This window comes from Kocuria sp. KH4 (assembly GCF_053711175.1).
The window spans coordinates 25,704-39,496 of sequence record NZ_JBSJYX010000015.1 but is presented as its reverse complement, the minus strand read 5'-3'; the positions used below and the strand labels follow the sequence as shown (position 1 = coordinate 39,496).

The window sequence follows — 13,793 nt, the reverse complement described above, 5'->3', positions numbered from 1 at the left end:
AAGGAACCCATAGGGGGCCTCGAGCAGGTGCGGATGAACCCACCCGAAGCTCAAGCAACCAGGCGTGATTGTCATGCCCGTTTACCCCGTGCAATGAAAAGGCCCGCACAGGTGCGTCATACGCATCACGATGTCCACAGGCAAGACGTACTCAGATGGTCGTCGCATGCGGCAGCTCCCGGATGCGCCGGTAGAGCGTCGCCCGCGACATGCCGAGGTCCTTGGCCACCTGGGTGGCCGGCTCCCCACCGTCGATGAGCCGGAGGGCGTTACGGATCTGGGAGTCAGTGAAAGTCTGGCGCCGCCCGCCCAGGTCCTTGCCGGCGGCCCGGCGCTTGGCCACCGAGTCGGTGATCCGCTCCCGCTTGATCTCCAGCTCCATCTGCGCCAGAGCTGCCATGACGGTGAAGACCATCGAACCCATCGGGGTGGCGGTGTCCACGTCTCCCCCACCCAGGTTGAGCACCCTCAGTCCCGCTCCCCTCGCCCGCAGCGCCTCGGCAAAGGCCAGCATATTCTGCGTCGAGCGCCCCAACCGGTCCAGCGTGGTGATGACTAGGGTGTCGCCCTTCTCAAGTGCGGCCACCGCGTTATCGAAGGCGGGACGTGACGCACGGCCCCCAGACACTCCATGGTCGGTATAGATGTCATCGCGCCGCACGCCGGCATTCAGCAGGTCAGACACTTGACGGTCTGCGTCCTGCTGCCGCGTCGACACCCGGGCATACCCGATCAGCTTCCCCAAGTCCACCCCATCTGTCTCGTAACTGACGTTGAGTATCCGATTCTAGGGGCATCGATAAAGCACAAGGATGCGAGACACAGCAAACCGCGGAAACATGCGGGCGCAAATTCTCGTGACGAGACGTCTCGCATCCCCTACCTTCCAAGACACCCTCCCCGGCTACCGGTAGGTGTTCTAGCATTTCGGGCAATGGTTACAATGAACATGTACTCCATCAGTTGCAAGCCACAGAAGGCACGATGCCGTTCGAGGTGTTCGACAAGAGAATGACTCCGCTGGCTAAGGCGCCAAGCGTGACTATCCAGAAGCGCGGAGTCATCTCGCTGAACAAGGCCGCCTATGACCTGATCGACAACGCGGAAACGGTGGAATTACTCTACGACCGTGAGCGTCAGGTCATGGCGGTGCGCGCCACTGATAATTCCCCCCCCCCCGCACGCCTATGCGGTGCGCAGCGCGTCCAAGCGTGGACCCGGACAGGCAGTCATTTCGGCCACGGCCTTCACCGCCCACTAGGGCATCGATACCACCGCCACCCGGCGATGGAAGCCCTTCGTGGAGGACGGCATGCTCTGCGTGGACCTTGCGACCGAGGGCACCGTCATCACCGGCAACCGCACAAAGACCACGGCACCGGCAGATGCCATGGACCCAGCAGAAGCACCAGTCGACGATGCGGCCCCTGAGGTGTCCGCCGACAACGACCCCGACCACCTCTGACCCCACTCCCCCAGCCGGATATCGAAAGGAACATCGCCCATGGCCCAGAAAGTCGAAATACACCTCGAGGACGACCTCGACGGCGGCCCCGCCGACGACACCATCACCTTCGCCCTGGACGGTAAGGATTACGAGATCGACCTGTCCACCACCAACGCGGAGAAATTGCGTGAGGCGCTGCGTCCCTTCGCGGAAGCCGGCCGCAAGGCCACCCGCGGCGGTGGCGCCCGCAGCACTCGGTCCCGGGCCTCGGGCAGCGACCCGGACACCGCCAAGATCCGGGCCTGGGCCAAGGAGAACGGCTACGAGGTCTCCGACCGCGGCCGCATCCACCAAAGCATCCGCGATGCCTACTACGCCGCCAATTGAGGTGTTGACCCCGGGGTAGGTCGGGTAGTGCCCGCGTGCGGCTGAACGGCCCAGCGCCTCCAGCCGCACGCGGGCTGCGTCGCCAAGGAAAGCCGTGGGTGCCTTTTGACGCACCACGTCATGTAGTTCGATATACATGCGATTTGCTAGTGCATGACCTACCCTTTGCTGTTAGCAAAGGGAGAGGAAAATGCAAGATGGCTAGCGCCTTTGAAGAAGCCCTCGGACACATCGAGCCTACTAAGTCAGACAAATCGCAGGCAGCACAAGCCCACCTGGACATCAGAGACGTGATGAACCAGGACCAGAAGTTGCGCGAATGGGGCATTAATCCGGTTCTAATTGGATCATACAGGCGCCAAGTAGCGATCCGCCGCATTAAAGATGTAGACGTATTTTGCCGACTTGATACCGTTCCGGAAAACGTTACGGGCCGTCAGGCTCTGAACCATTTTTCTAAGGTCATCAAAGCCCACTACGGTGAAGACGCCGTGACGCCGCAGGCAAGATCGCTAAATGTCGAAGTTGCAACTTGGGGCGGTCTACATGTGGATATAGTGCCCGCTCGGCCGGGGGACAAATACTGGGAAATACCCGACAAAGGTGACCCTGCTTCTGGTTGGCAAGAAACCAATCCGGAAGAGCTTACGGCATGTAGCACAGCCATGAATAAAGAACTGGCAGATATGTACGTTCCTCTAGTCAAATTGGTGCGTCAGACTAGACGAGCATTAGGCATTAAGCGGCCGGGTGGACTTTATGTAGAAACAGCTCTCTATAAAGCATGCCAAGAAGGTCGAGTTGACGGCATAACATTGCGAGAGTTGTATATATCAGCCCTTCGGGGCTTGGCAGACGTAACTCGCGAAAAAGTTGATCAGAACATCGAAATCCCTGATCCAACACGACCAATAGAGAAACTGTTCTTTCGGGCCACTGACTTCCAATGGACGTCTGCGCGAGACAGGCTTGAAGAGGCCGCCACACGGGCTGAAAAAACCCGCGATCAGGAGCGGTGCAAAGCAGAAGTTGCCTTCAGAGAGCTACTGGGACAGAACTCTGACGGCGACTGGGTCTATCCTCTCCCCTCCGACTGTAATGAAGACGGCACCAGCAAGTCCCGTGTATACGTCGGCGACCGCAGCGGAAGCAAAGAGCCGCAACGGTACGCATGATGGAAGTTGACCCTCTATTCACCCCACTGCATGCGGACCTTACTTATGAATTGGAAGTCAAGGGATTCCTCGAATGCGAAAATGGGGTATGGTCCGGAACTGTTTCCCATGATGACGGACGCTCGTGGCCAGTTGAAATTAACATGCGTAGCGGTTACCCAACGTATCCGCCGAGTGTGAAGCGGACAGATGGTGCCCCGCTTACCTGGCATCAGAACTTCGATGGTTCTATGTGCTTGTACTCTCAGACCCAACCAGGTCAATTTCCGTGGTTTCAGCATGGCGAATTACTCACGAAAATAACCAACTGGCTGGTCCAGGCCGATGCCGGATGGCCAAACGAAACCAATCCAGATTTGGACCTTGAGCGATACTGGGAACAGAGCAGCAGATATAAACTGCTTGTTCATTCGGATTTGTCTAATTGGCCGGTGGGCAAAGACCTCAGGTTTCAATGGGGCAGTAATTCGGGCGTACTTTTCCAAGCAGGCATCCCGCACAAGGCAGCAAAGCGAAACAAAAAGCCTAGGAACGTCTACGGAATGCTAACTGACGTGGGCGAACTGATTCAACCCCCACGCAAATGGGAGGATTTGCAGAATCTAGTTTCTAACTTGGGTAAAATTGAATCTTTAGTTCGTTCGGGACGTATCAAATTGCTTTTAGTTCGGTATTCGAGAGCTGGTTATACGGGTATACTCGGACTTGCAATGTCCGTGCAACACGGTTTAGTTAGTGCCAAAGCAATTAATTGCGCAGAGTGGAGCGAGGAAATTACCTCACTCCGAGCCGGGCCTCAAGCTGAAGTACTGCAATCAAGTCACATCGTGGTTGTAGGTGTTGGCGCAGTGGGATCTTTTGTTGCTGATGGACTATTTCGCTCGGGAGCACGCCGACTCACTCTGATTGACGGCGATAGGTTACGTCCGGGAAACTTGGTTCGACATGCTGCTTCTCCCGATTTTATTGGCTTGATGAAGGGCGAAGCGATGGCGAGAACGTTGGGAACTGACCATAAATCGATTAGTTATCACAATACGTCTCTCTCTACGATGATCGAAGCTAGACATGTTATTGAATTGGCAGATCTGGTGATCGATGCGACGGCTAACCAAGTAACGACCACCCTGTTGCGTGAAGCAGCGAAAGATGCGAAGACCCAAATTATTACTGTCTACCTCGCTAATCAAGGTCGCTCTCATGTGGTGACTGTGCACCCTACCTCCGAAGAACCGGACGTTGAGGTGACATACATGCTCCCCCTAGCTGACGACGGTATTGAAAAAGGGTGTGGCGATCCCGTATCCCCGACGCCACCGTATGCGGTGCAAGAAGTTGCAGCGATGGCGTGCAGAAAGATCGTTGATTATTTCATTAAGGGAACTGCCCAGTCAGAGGTGCAGGAATTTCTGTGATTGAGACAGACTGCCTTTTTATTACTGATACTGTCCATATATGCCTTGAGGAGGCGGCTGTTATGGCTCGCCCCTTGGAAACCGGTGGAATACTAATCGGTTGGCGCGAAGACCACCGAGTCGTTGTCGTTGATTTTATAGAGCTACTGTCCACAGGCCTTACTTCATCCGCCTATCAACTTGATCCTGATCTCGTCAACCAAGCGTTGGACAAGTACAGAACATTTACCGATGATGCTCGACGCGGATATGTCGGGGCGTGGCATTCACATCCGGCCTTGAGCCCGCCAAGTTGGATCGACCGAAGGACCTTTGTTAAGGCATCGAAAGGAAATGCACACAGCCTCGCGTACGTTGTTGTTGCCACGGACGGGGTGTGTGTGAGCACGTATCCGACAGTAGTGTTGCCTCAAAATAGAAAGCCAGTTGCTACTCCCTACCCACCCATTAGAAGGGCAATTGAGAATTATGGCAAGAAAGACAAACACAATTGATCTCCGCCAAGCCTTTTTGGAACGACAAAAATTATTGTCGGCAGAGCTTGAACTTCCTCTTCAGTTCACCAAACACCCCACGACCCTCGGCGATGCCACGGAGGCGAACTGGACTCGAATGCTGAAATCTTTTCTTCCTGGCCGCTACGAAGTTGGTGGTATTTATGCACTTGATGCCAAGGGAGGTCAAAGTGAGCAAATCGATCTAGCCATTTACGACCGCCAATATTCCCCGCTCTGGTTTGAATCAGGTGGTCATCGGTTTGTCCCTGTCGAAAGTGTTTACGCCATTTTTGAAATCAAACAGAGTATAAATTCCAAACATGTAGCATACGCGGCTAACAAAATTGCTAGTGTTCGGAGATTGAATCGAACATCAGCGCCCATTGTAGACATTTATGGCACCCAGGACGGCCCTGCTCTTCGGGATCGACCAATCATCGGGGGGATTCTTGCCCTTCGCACTGATTGGGCTAGCGGCCTATCCAGCGATGTTGGGGTAAGTCATCTTAGAAAGCACCAGGGGGAAACGCATATTGATTTAGGTTTATCTCTCCTTGATACAGGATTTGATCACGTTCCCAATGACTGCAATACGAAAATACTGTCCCCCGGGTTAACTTTTTCCAATTCTGACGTTCAGCTTATTTGGTTCACGATGCACTTGTTCCGCCGACTTCAAGCTATTGGCACCGCCCCAGCTGTTGATCTTCAGGTTTATGAAGCAATTTTGGATGACGTTAAAGCCAGCGACTATCCTGACATCGACGCACCCGGTGGCTAATTAGCGTTTTTACTTTTTCATAATGCTTGTTTGCCTTTTTTCGCCATAGGTGAATTTTTAGTGGCCGATTCAGCGCAGCTTCTGGCGTGTTGCCCTGTTTAGGCAAGCTGAATATTTTGGGGCTTTGAGGGCATATCCGCTTTACTTTTGAGATTGGCGAGTGCCCCGCACTGATCTGATGCTGACCTGGAGGTGTGTGGTTGAGCTGGCGTACCGTGACGGGGGGTCGCCCTAGGATGGTGGGATGACCGAAGCTGTGGCTCTTGATGTACTGCGTGGCGGGGACACCGTCGATCTCCGCAAGGCTCGGGGGGCGTTTTTCACCCCGGGTGCGATCGTGGACTTCATCGCGCAGTGGGCCATCGATGAGACCACCGAGGCGGTGCTGGAGCCGGCGGCCGGTGAGGCAGCCTTCCTCCTCTCCGCCGCCGCCCGCGCTCAGGCCGTGGGCGGGGCGGTGGAGCTGGTCGGGGTGGAGCTGCACGAGTCCTCGGCCGCTTTCGCCAGCGAGGTCCTGGCCGATCACGGGGCGCAGGCCCACCTGGAGGTCTCGGACTTCTTCGAAGTCCCGGCCTCCCCACGCTTTGATGCGGTGATCGGCAATCCCCCCTACATCCGTTACCAGGCCCACGCCGGGGCCTCCCGGGCCGCCTCCCGTGCCGCGGCCGCCGCCGCAGGGGTCCAGCTGTCCGAGCTCGCCTCTTCTTGGGCGGCGTTCGTGGCCCATTCCACCGCGTTCCTGCGTGAGGGCGGGAAGCTGGGGCTGGTGCTGCCGGCGGAGCTGCTGTCGACCAACTACGCCGCCCCGGTCCGGTCGTTCCTGATGGAGAATTTTGCCGAGGTGGACCTGGTGCTGTTCTCCGAACGGGTCTTCCCCACGGTCCAGGAAGAGGTCGTGCTGCTGCTGGCCAGCGGCTGGGCCCAGGGCCCCACGGACCGGTTCCAGCTCTTCCACGCGCACAACGCCGCGGATCTGGCCCACCTCGGGGCCCCGGCCACCTGGGTGCCGACCAGCACCGGGGAGAAGTGGACGGCCGCGATGGTCTCCCCCATCGCCAGCGCCCTGTTCCACACCGTGGCCGACTCCCCTGCCTTCACCGAGCTGCGGATGTGGGGCAAGACCAGCCTCGGGGCGGTGACCGGCGGGAACCGGTACTTCACCATGACCGCCCAGGAGGTCGCCGAGCTCGGCCTGGGACGTGGGGAGGTGGTGCGGATCTCCCCACCGGGCTCCAGCCACCTGCGCCAGCTGGCCCTGACCCCGGCCCGGTTGAAGAAACTCACCCAGGCAGGCTCGGCCACCTACCTCTTCCGCCCCGGGGTCAACCCATCGGCGGCGGCGAAGGTGAAGATCGCCGCCGGGGAGGCCGCCGGGGTGGATCAGGCCTATAAGTGCCGGGTCCGCACCCCGTGGTGGCGCACCCCGCTGCTGGAGGCCCCGGACCTGTTCTTGACCTACATGAACGCCGACATCCCGCAGTTGGCCACCAACACCGCCCGGGTGCGGCACCTGAACTCCGTGCACGGGGTGTACCTGGCCGACCCCTATCACCAGCTGGGTCAGGAGCTGCTGCCGCTGGCCGCACTGAACACGGTCACCTCCCTGAGCGCGGAGACCGTGGGCCGGGCCTACGGGGGTGGGATGCTCAAGATTGAACCGCGGGAAGCCGACCGGTGGCATGTGCCCTCCCCCGAGCTGCTGGAGCAGCACCGGGAAGCACTGCTGGCGATCAAACCGAAGGTCACCGCCTTGCTGGAGAACGGGGACCGGGACCGGGCCACCGCCCTGGTCGACCAGGTGCTGCTCGTCGCTGGCCTCGGCATGGCCCCCGAGGATCTCGAAGCCCTGGCTCAGGGGCGGGCCACGCTCAAGGCTCGCCGGGTCGCCCGCTCCAAGTCGGTGAAGTAAGTGGCCGCCAAGCACGGGGAATTCGACGCCGTCCTGGCCGCCGCGGACCTGGCCGCCAATCCGTGGGACCACGCCGGGCCCACACCGCGCTACCGCATCGACACGAACCTGCTGCAGGACCTGGTGCGCCTGCCCATCGCCGATGAAGCCACCACCCAGAGCGGGCGCCTGGCCAAAGGCATCGACGCCTGGGTCGCTCACGAACTGCGCCGGGCCGGCTTCGACCCCGACGACGTCTGGCCCCGGGCCACCCGCCCACGGGTGCTGCCCCGGGACGTGCGGCTGCTGATGGAGAAGCTCCCCAGGACCCTCAGTGCGGAGATCGCCCGCCGCCTGCCGGCCCTGACCAGTGTGGCGCCCTCTGATGCCCGGTTTTTGGGGCGGGCCTACGTCAAACAGGTCGATGTGGCCATGGCCCGCTGGGACCGCGGCCCGGAACTGCTGATCTCTACCAAAGCCATGACCGCCTCCTTCGGCAAGAACGTGGCCAACCGCTTCGAAGAAGCCTACGGAGACGCCGGCAACCTCCGCGCCCGCTACCCCCTGGCCGGAGTGGGGTTCCTCTTCGTCCAACGAGCCACCATCCTGGGTGAGAAGGACAAGGCCGCGTTTGAGAAGACCGTGGACATGATGCGCAAACTACGCGACCGCGGCGACGGCAACGGCTACACCGCCACCTGCCTCTTGCTCCTGGAATGGGACGACGCGAACCCCGGGGACTCCGTGCGGGTCCTCGACCACACCACCGGCCCCGACGACGAACTCAGCGAAGGCGTGCCCGAAGACCTCGGAGCACCCCAGTTCTTCACCTCCCTGATCGAAACGGTCCTGGAAGCCACCCCGGTCTCCGAACACGTCCAAGCCCGCGGACGCTACACCGGGAAGGAACTGGCCGTCCACGAAGGAGAATGACCCCAAGGCCGGTCTGGGATCCCGATCGGTGGGAGGGGTTGACCCGTGCCAGCATCATCGTCTGACGTCATTGTTGGGGGATGCAGGCGAGTTTCGGGCTGCTCATTGCCCCGCGACGGGGGTACGGGTCGCGACAGGTCTCTTCATACGTTGCCTAGTTCTGTTGTCCAGGCCGTCATACTTCGTTGAGGTTCCAGTCCTTCATCTCATTGAAGCCCTTACATGGCCCGAGGTCAGCGTCACAGTTGAGGTTGCCGTGCTCGGCGGCATGCTTTACGTGCGGGTCATCATGCAGCGGTCCCATGTCCCTCGCCTCTTCAACGATCCGAGACAGCGGATACCGCGGACGCGCCACGAAAGAGACCTCGCTCGGCTTGATATTCCGCGCACGAGCGTGTGCTTGCACGAGGAAAACTTCACCCTCGGGATGCTCGCAGTCGACCGAATCGCAGATGATGCACTTGCCCTCGCCGGTGCGTCCGGCAACTTTTGAGTACGGCTGTCCCATCTGGTGGTCACAATCCTCAACCAGTTCGCCACAGATCGAGCATTCAAAGTCGCTGACAAAGCCAGGCGACACACCCATCCGAAGGTGTGACATGTTGATGGGACAGTCGCTCCAGTACTGATCGTCACGGAGGACGATTGGGCAGCCGAAAAGACCCCGGTTGACGAACGCGGCGCAATGGATGAGCGTGTGCGCCTCCTCCATTAACTCGTGATCCTCAAGATAGTTAAGCGCATCCATTGCAGCCTTCACTGACTTCTTAACGTGAGGCTCGATGGCCTCGAGCGTGGACTGATCCATCCCCGCCCGGAATTCATTCCACCGAGTCCGCTTGTCGCGCTGGATGGCGTCCCGCACATCGTCGTCGAACTCGACAAGGGCAAAATCTAGAGCTGGCATGGACGCGGCGCGGGCACCCAGGAGTGCGATGGCCTCGGAGTACTCTGAGGTCGCGACTTCAAGCGCCTCTCGACCGTGATGGTCGAGGTACCTCTCTCGCAGGGGGCCTCCCGACGGGGGGATAGGCCCGGCCTGCATGATCCTCATCTTAAATTGGCCCCCTCTGCGCTCCGCCACGTCAGTCGACCTTCTCCTCACCCTCGGCTTGTTCCTGTTGGAGAACCTTCAGCGCTTCAATGACCTCGGCACCGCTGCCCTCGATCTCGTAATTTCGACCGGTCGAAGTCTCGGCGACGGTCACTTTGAGAGGAAGTTGAGCAGCTTCCTCTTGCTGCCATCCCTGAGAGTCGGCACGAAGGCTGATGAAGTGCGAGACCGTGTGGATGATCCAGTCATTTGCCATCTGCAGGCACGCGAGACCGAGCGACCACATCTCCGGATCGATGCTGTATTCAGAGAGGTACTGGCGCGTACCGCTTGGCGTAGCGAACTCCACAGGCACGTCTTTGGACCGTGCGACCTTGGGCAGGTACCTCACGGTCTCGGTATAGCGGGGTGTGTCGTTGCCTTCGGCAGGAGCACGTGTCGGGATTACATAGACGGTGTCTGCTTTGACTGTCTCGGGAAGCGCTCCAGGAAGCGGGATCCACTCACCCTCGGTAATTTGTGCTGTCATAAGCCGAGCTTAGCCATGTCCCCCTTGGCCCATGCTTTATCAAACACACACTAAGTAGTGTCGATGAGGGCCTGTCGCCTCCCGCACCGGCTTAGGCACCAGGTCGGACACCAGGTGCCCCCGGTGCGCGCCTGACTCGGCAACCAAAGCCGCACGGGCTGAGACCTGGGTGACCCGGCCTTCGGCCCCGGCAAACTGCGCCGGGGCCTCCCCCACTCCATAAGCCGGGGCGGTCGCTGGAGGAGAAGAGCACGGCGGTGGCCACGCAGTGGCACCCCACCCGCAACGGGAACTTGGGCCCGCGGGATCTCAGGCCCGCCTCGGACCGGTCCATGTGGTGGCTGTGCCCATAAGGCCACCCGTGGCAAGCCACGGCCTCCAGCCGCACCTCCGGTGGGCAGTGGTGTGCCCGCATCCGGCGGTGACCGCCGGATGCGGCGGTCACAGGAAAGAAAGTATGGGCGGGTCACGACGTCTCTGACCAACTACTGCCCTCACCCCGCCCATGAGCGCGAAGCGACCTTCACTATGTTGGAGCTATTAGTTCCAGAAGAACGAACCGTTCTAACAGTGTGCGCCTGGAGTCGCATGTAGCGCTGACCCTGCGGGTCGCTGGGATACCGCGCGTCCCCATCTGTGCCATCTCGCCCGGGTGCCACCATGGGCCGTGATCAAGAACCAGCCTTCGAAGAAGACGTCGCGGAAGAAGATACTGGCTACGCTGCGGAAGTCCCTGATTTCAGCTACTCCGGTCCAGGTTCAGCGATCCGTGGAACCGCACGAGGTGCTCGAGGGCGTGGTGGTCGAGCTCGGTGAGACCTGGGTGCTGCTGGTCGGCATCCGTGACGGCGCCTATCTCAACGGTTACCACGCGCTGCGCCTCCAGGACCTGGTGCGCGTGGAGACCCATGCCACCTTCGTGCCGCTCCTGCAGCGACGCCAGTCGTGGCCACCGGCAGCTCCGATCAGCTCCCTTGACCTGCCTGAGGCGCGTTCGATCATCACCGCCGGTGCGTCCCTTACTGGGGTTGTGTCCGTCTACCGGGAGGCCACCCGCCCGGGAACGCTGTTGATCGGGGCACCGGTTGAGTGGGAGGAGAGGAACCTGTGGCTGTTGCTCATCACCCCGGAGGGGCGGTGGGAGCAGTCCATGGACAAGATCCGCCTCAAAGACATCACCCAGATCGATTTCGGGGATGACTACGAAAGGGCAGTCCTTGAGCTGGCCGGCCCCCTCCCGTCACGCTCAACCCGCCACGGCCAGCCCGCACTCTCGGACACTCCCCTGGCATGATGAGGGCGCTGGCGTCGACGGATAAAGTGCGCCCATGAGGTTCTCCTGCCCGCTGTGAATCCGCTTCCGTGGCACAGATCTGGGCCTGATCTGGCAGACCGACGACGGGACGCAGACCTCTGACGAGGACACCGACACGGTGCCGGTCCGTGACAGCCAGATCGCCACCGCCCCCACCTCCGAAGGCCCGACTTCACCGGCGCCGAGCAACAGCTCATCCGCGACGTCCTCACCCGCGGCCGCGCCATCCTCGCCACCCACCTCTGATCGCATGCCCCTTCGGCATGGACTGAGATGGCTTGAATCAAAAGGCCCCTGGGCCTATTGGAACTGTTAGATCTAACCGCTCCAACTACGTGCCACCGTCCCATGTTGCCCTTAATGGATGTCTATATCAGGAAGGCCACGGAGAGCTACTCACAATGTCCATCAAGCGTCACCGCCCCACAGCCAACCAACTCCGGGCAACCGGACCTATATCGAGGTTGAAGGTAACAACGGCAGCAGCAGACGCTTAGCTCGCCCACCTGAAGCGGGCCCCCAATAACTCGGATCCACGCTTCGGCGGAAGCCTGGGCAGCGAGGCAATACATCAACTGCCCACACCACCCATCAAGCACCCTAGGCGAAGCCGGTCTACCGAAAATGTTAGAGCGATTAGAACTAACCGTTCTAACCGCTCTAACATTTTGGCGTGCAACCTGGACGGGATGAAATCGGAGCTCATGTCGTCACTACCTACATAGCCTGTCCCGCAACAGTGAGGTCGTCCCGAGGAGCCAGGACCTAGTGGGAAAGTTGGAACCAACAGCTCCAACAAGTGACGTTTCATCATGGAAGATCTGCGCCTGAAGCCCTGCCCCGACAAAGGCAGTGGTTTACAGATGATCGTTCTGTTGGAACTGTTAGAACTAACATCTCTAAATGACCCGCGGTCTTTGCATAGAGGAGCGTCAAGTTCACTCCGTCGTTCTTTTTCTGCTCGATGCAGCTACGAGAAAGGCAGACATTGCTCGAACGCCATACGCGCGCTCGAACAGGCACCGAGCCACGATGGTGGAGGCGCGTTGGCAGCTACAAGTTCACTCTGCATCAGGCATCTTCATCCGCGGGCCAGTGCGCAGACGCTTGGTGACGGGAGGGAAAGGCTTGCCGCCGTTGTGGGTGGACTCCAGATCCTGCAATCGGTCCACGAGCATCTGTTCGAGGAAGTCACTGAACGAATCGTCCCGTGGAGCCAGAGCGTTGTAGGCCGCCCTCAGCCTGACATCGATTTCGGGCTCCACGTAGGGCTGGACACGCGTCTTTCGCAGATTTGCTTTGGGGCGCTTGGGGCCTGCTTTGGCCTCGGGCCCCGATTCGGGCGCCGGCGTGTTGCGTGAGGGCAAGGTGGATCGCCCGGCGATAGGGGATATGAGACGGTCCGAGGCTGGCAGCGGAGGGGTCAAGGCCTGTCGGCGCGCTGGGCGTGCGGGCATTGGTCAGTTCCCTCCAACTCGGGTGGGCAGCAGGCGTTGGAGGTGAGCATCGTAAAAACGAACCAGTTCCTCCGTCTTGGGCAGCTCGTCCAATCCCATTCCGGCCTCCTGAGCAGTCTTCACAGCTTCGCGTTTGGGGATATAGGGCTCCAGGAGCTGGTCCCCGTAGGTTTCAGCCAGCCACAAGCGCCATTCTCGCGAGGCGATAGTGGAGGGTTCCCACAGATTGAGTAGCACCCCACGGTTGATCAGCTCCGGGTTCAGTTCCTTCTGAACTTCCTGGATGGAGGTGAAGATATGGGCGACTCCGTTGGCGGCATACAGTGCCGGCATGGTCACCACCAGCACCTGCGTGGCGGCCACCAGGGCATTGACAGTCAGAGCCCCGCGGTTAGGCGGGCAGTCGATGATCACCAAGTCGTAGCGGTCGGCCATTGTGGCCAGGTTGGCTTTCAGCCGTGAGGAGTTCTCTGGCGTTTTGGGTTTTTGGGTGAGCTCGTCCTCGATGTAAGTCAGCGCCTCACCGGACGTTGGAGCAAGGTCCACGCCTTCCCAAACAGCGGGGACGATCACGTCGTCAAGCGCGTAGCGGTGCTCCGCTTCCGGATTGAGCGTGTCAGCAACCCCAAGGGCTTCCGGCTGTGGGGGTTCAGCAGCCAGTGCGGAAGTCAGATTGCCCTGCGGATCAGCGTCGACGGCCAGTACGCGCAGACCTGCACGGGCGGCGGCTCGGGTCAGGTGGTACGTGGTGGTTGTTTTCCCAACCCCGCCCTTCTGGGCGGCGACAGCGACGATGTCCACGGGGACTCCTTGGGTCTCGGGGGAGTGATGCCAAAGCATGCCTATCACTGTTAGTTCCGTTGGAACTAACAGTACACAGTTAGAACTATTACCTCCAACGTCTTGGCCAGGCGT

The 13,793-nt window shown here is 59.9% G+C and carries 15 protein-coding genes; 10 read left to right on the top strand and 5 right to left on the bottom strand.

Annotation, left to right across the window (positions count from 1 at the left end; translation table 11 throughout):
• Positions 1 to 151 precede the first annotated feature (151 nt).
• The gene (locus tag ACWCOM_RS11840; protein WP_454548951.1) at positions 152 to 745 is read right to left on the bottom strand and encodes a recombinase family protein; all 594 of its coding nucleotides are present in this window, start codon (positions 743 to 745) and stop codon (positions 152 to 154) included.
• Positions 746 to 1,300: 555 nt separating this feature from the next.
• On the opposite strand from ACWCOM_RS11840, the gene ACWCOM_RS11835 reads away from it, so the two are divergent.
• From ACWCOM_RS11835 to ACWCOM_RS11800, 8 genes are all read left to right on the top strand, one after another.
• On the top strand, positions 1,301 to 1,465 hold the full coding sequence (locus ACWCOM_RS11835; protein ID WP_454548950.1) for a hypothetical protein: 165 nt from the start codon (positions 1,301 to 1,303) through the stop codon (positions 1,463 to 1,465).
• A 39-nt stretch (positions 1,466 to 1,504) separates the two neighbouring features.
• Positions 1,505 to 1,834 (top strand): histone-like nucleoid-structuring protein Lsr2, encoded by a 330-nt coding sequence (locus ACWCOM_RS11830; protein WP_454548949.1) that lies wholly within the window; start codon positions 1,505 to 1,507, stop codon positions 1,832 to 1,834.
• 197 nt (positions 1,835 to 2,031) lie between these two features.
• Positions 2,032 to 3,009: an SMODS domain-containing nucleotidyltransferase gene (locus ACWCOM_RS11825; protein ID WP_454548948.1), complete on the top strand. Its 978-nt coding sequence runs from the start codon at positions 2,032 to 2,034 to the stop codon at positions 3,007 to 3,009.
• Positions 3,006 to 4,424 (top strand): ThiF family adenylyltransferase, encoded by a 1,419-nt coding sequence (locus ACWCOM_RS11820; protein ID WP_454548947.1) that lies wholly within the window; start codon positions 3,006 to 3,008, stop codon positions 4,422 to 4,424. The genes ACWCOM_RS11825 and ACWCOM_RS11820 overlap by 4 nt, the downstream gene beginning before the upstream one ends.
• Entirely contained in the window at positions 4,421 to 4,918 is a 498-nt protein-coding gene (locus tag ACWCOM_RS11815) for a Mov34/MPN/PAD-1 family protein (protein WP_454548946.1), read from the top strand. Before ACWCOM_RS11820 ends, ACWCOM_RS11815 begins: the two co-directional genes overlap by 4 nt.
• Positions 4,893 to 5,702, top strand: a complete 810-nt coding sequence (locus ACWCOM_RS11810; protein WP_454548945.1) for a DUF6602 domain-containing protein — start codon at positions 4,893 to 4,895, stop codon at positions 5,700 to 5,702. Before ACWCOM_RS11815 ends, ACWCOM_RS11810 begins: the two co-directional genes overlap by 26 nt.
• Before the next feature lie 244 nt (positions 5,703 to 5,946).
• Complete coding sequence (locus tag ACWCOM_RS11805) at positions 5,947 to 7,611, top strand: HsdM family class I SAM-dependent methyltransferase (protein WP_454548944.1); 1,665 nt, start codon at positions 5,947 to 5,949, stop codon at positions 7,609 to 7,611.
• Positions 7,612 to 8,523: a hypothetical protein gene (locus ACWCOM_RS11800; protein ID WP_454548943.1), complete on the top strand. Its 912-nt coding sequence runs from the start codon at positions 7,612 to 7,614 to the stop codon at positions 8,521 to 8,523.
• A gap of 175 nt (positions 8,524 to 8,698) precedes the next feature.
• Here the strand turns inward: ACWCOM_RS11800 and ACWCOM_RS11795 are convergent, their stop codons facing one another.
• Both ACWCOM_RS11795 and ACWCOM_RS11790 read right to left on the bottom strand, forming a co-directional pair.
• Positions 8,699 to 9,577 carry a hypothetical protein gene (locus tag ACWCOM_RS11795; protein WP_454548942.1) on the bottom strand — a complete coding sequence of 293 codons (879 nt, stop codon included), beginning with the start codon at positions 9,575 to 9,577 and terminating at the stop codon, positions 8,699 to 8,701.
• Positions 9,578 to 9,608: 31 nt separating this feature from the next.
• On the bottom strand, positions 9,609 to 10,106 hold the full coding sequence (locus tag ACWCOM_RS11790) for a hypothetical protein (RefSeq protein WP_454548941.1): 498 nt from the start codon (positions 10,104 to 10,106) through the stop codon (positions 9,609 to 9,611).
• A 257-nt stretch (positions 10,107 to 10,363) separates the two neighbouring features.
• On the opposite strand from ACWCOM_RS11790, the gene ACWCOM_RS11785 reads away from it, so the two are divergent.
• Positions 10,364 to 10,459 carry a zinc-ribbon domain-containing protein gene (locus ACWCOM_RS11785; protein ID WP_454548940.1) on the top strand — a complete coding sequence of 32 codons (96 nt, stop codon included), beginning with the start codon at positions 10,364 to 10,366 and terminating at the stop codon, positions 10,457 to 10,459.
• 314 nt (positions 10,460 to 10,773) lie between these two features.
• Positions 10,774 to 11,400, top strand: coding sequence for a hypothetical protein (locus tag ACWCOM_RS11780; RefSeq protein ID WP_454548939.1), 627 nt, complete (start codon positions 10,774 to 10,776; stop codon positions 11,398 to 11,400).
• 1,082 nt (positions 11,401 to 12,482) lie between these two features.
• Here the strand turns inward: ACWCOM_RS11780 and ACWCOM_RS11775 are convergent.
• Together ACWCOM_RS11775 and ACWCOM_RS11770 are read right to left on the bottom strand one after the other, a co-directional pair.
• Complete coding sequence (locus ACWCOM_RS11775) at positions 12,483 to 12,686, bottom strand: hypothetical protein (protein WP_454548938.1); 204 nt, start codon at positions 12,684 to 12,686, stop codon at positions 12,483 to 12,485.
• Between the two features lie 195 nt (positions 12,687 to 12,881).
• Complete coding sequence (locus ACWCOM_RS11770) at positions 12,882 to 13,679, bottom strand: ParA family protein (RefSeq protein ID WP_454548937.1); 798 nt, start codon at positions 13,677 to 13,679, stop codon at positions 12,882 to 12,884.
• Positions 13,680 to 13,793 lie beyond the last annotated feature (114 nt).

What these genes read in the sequence shown, in the direction of transcription:
- ACWCOM_RS11795 (WP_454548942.1), bottom strand. Translation starts at nt 9,577, where the DNA reads ATGAGGATCATGCAGGCCGGGCCTATCCCCCCGTCGGGAGGCCCCCTG.
- ACWCOM_RS11790 (WP_454548941.1), bottom strand. Translation starts at nt 10,106, where the DNA reads ATGACAGCACAAATTACCGAGGGTGAGTGGATCCCGCTTCCTGGAGCG.
- ACWCOM_RS11825 (WP_454548948.1), top strand. Translation starts at nt 2,032, where the DNA reads ATGGCTAGCGCCTTTGAAGAAGCCCTCGGACACATCGAGCCTACTAAG.
- ACWCOM_RS11830 (WP_454548949.1), top strand. Translation starts at nt 1,505, where the DNA reads ATGGCCCAGAAAGTCGAAATACACCTCGAGGACGACCTCGACGGCGGC.
- ACWCOM_RS11820 (WP_454548947.1), top strand. Translation starts at nt 3,006, where the DNA reads ATGATGGAAGTTGACCCTCTATTCACCCCACTGCATGCGGACCTTACT.
- ACWCOM_RS11805 (WP_454548944.1), top strand. Translation starts at nt 5,947, where the DNA reads ATGACCGAAGCTGTGGCTCTTGATGTACTGCGTGGCGGGGACACCGTC.
- ACWCOM_RS11810 (WP_454548945.1), top strand. Translation starts at nt 4,893, where the DNA reads ATGGCAAGAAAGACAAACACAATTGATCTCCGCCAAGCCTTTTTGGAA.